Consider the following 1,217-nt stretch of genomic DNA (forward strand, 5'->3'; position numbering starts at 1 on the left):
AGAAGGCGATATTGTCCAAAAAGGGCAAATTCTTGCTCAGCTTGACCCAACCCGTTTTGCTTCAAATGTGGGTGAGTCGAGATCTTTATTAATTGCAGCTCAGGCCACAGCAGCACGTTTACGTGCGGAAGTGAACGGTACACCACTGGTTTTCCCTGAAATAGTTGCACAAGATCCGAAGCTTGTTCATGAAGAGACTGCTTTGTATGAATCACGTAGAGCCGATCTTGAACAAACGCTTTCAGGATTAAGACAGGCTTTACAACTGGTTCAGCAAGAATTGGCCATGACAGAGCCTTTGGTTGCCAAAGGTGCTGCTAGTGAGGTTGAGGTTTTACGCTTACGCCGTGAAGCAAATGATTTGCAAAACAAAATGAACGATGCACGTAACCAATACTACGTTAAGGCACGTGAAGAGTTATCTAAAGCAAATACTGACACGCAAACTCAACAACAAGTTGTCATGGGCCGTAATGACAGTTTACAACGTGCCGTATTTAAAGCTCCTGTGCGCGGTGTGGTAAAAGAAATTACAGTGACAACGCATGGCGGTGTGATTCCACAAAACGGTAAGTTAATGACCATCGTGCCAATTGATGAACAGTTATTAATTGAAGCCCGTATTTTGCCACGTGACATTGCGTTCATTCGTCCTGGTCAAGAAGCTTTGGTTAAGATCACTGCTTATGACTACTCAATTTATGGTGGTTTAAAAGGTAAGGTTACGGTTATTTCTCCAGATACCATTCGCGATGAAGTGAAACAGGATCAATTCTATTATCGTGTTTATATCCGAACTGACTCCGACAAGCTTTACAATAAAGAAGGTAAAGCATTCGGTATTACACCGGGTATGGTGGCAACTGTAGATATTCGTACTGGTGAGAAGACTGTACTGGATTACTTACTTAAACCATTTAATAAAGCCAAAGAAGCATTAAGAGAAAGATAAGAAAAAAAGCCCCGAAATTCGGGGCTTTTTTATAGGTTTGCTTCTATTAAATTCACGTTATAATTTGATTTTTATTATGCTTTATTTCATTTATGGCTTTTACGATTGCATCACCCGTTACTTTTGAAGAAGAAATTAAAAAAAGTAGATTTCAGGCGATTGCTGCGCCAGTAGAAAATGAACAGCAAGTGAAAGAGTTTTTAGAATTAAATAAAGATATCTCGACCACACATCAATGTTGGGCATGGAAAATTGGTCATAACGT

General features: G+C 40.0%; 2 protein-coding genes. Both read left to right on the top strand.

What is annotated here, in order from left to right:
- Positions 1–952, top strand: a 952-nt coding sequence (locus VXQ92_RS19195; protein ID WP_416682873.1) for an HlyD family type I secretion periplasmic adaptor subunit, incomplete at its 5' end; no start/stop codon positions are given.
- A gap of 92 nt (positions 953–1,044) precedes the next feature.
- The coding region (locus tag VXQ92_RS19200; RefSeq protein WP_416682874.1) for a YigZ family protein at positions 1,045–1,217 on the top strand (173 nt) is incomplete at its 3' end.

The sequence above is a fragment of the Acinetobacter sp. 228 genome, assembly GCF_048147885.1.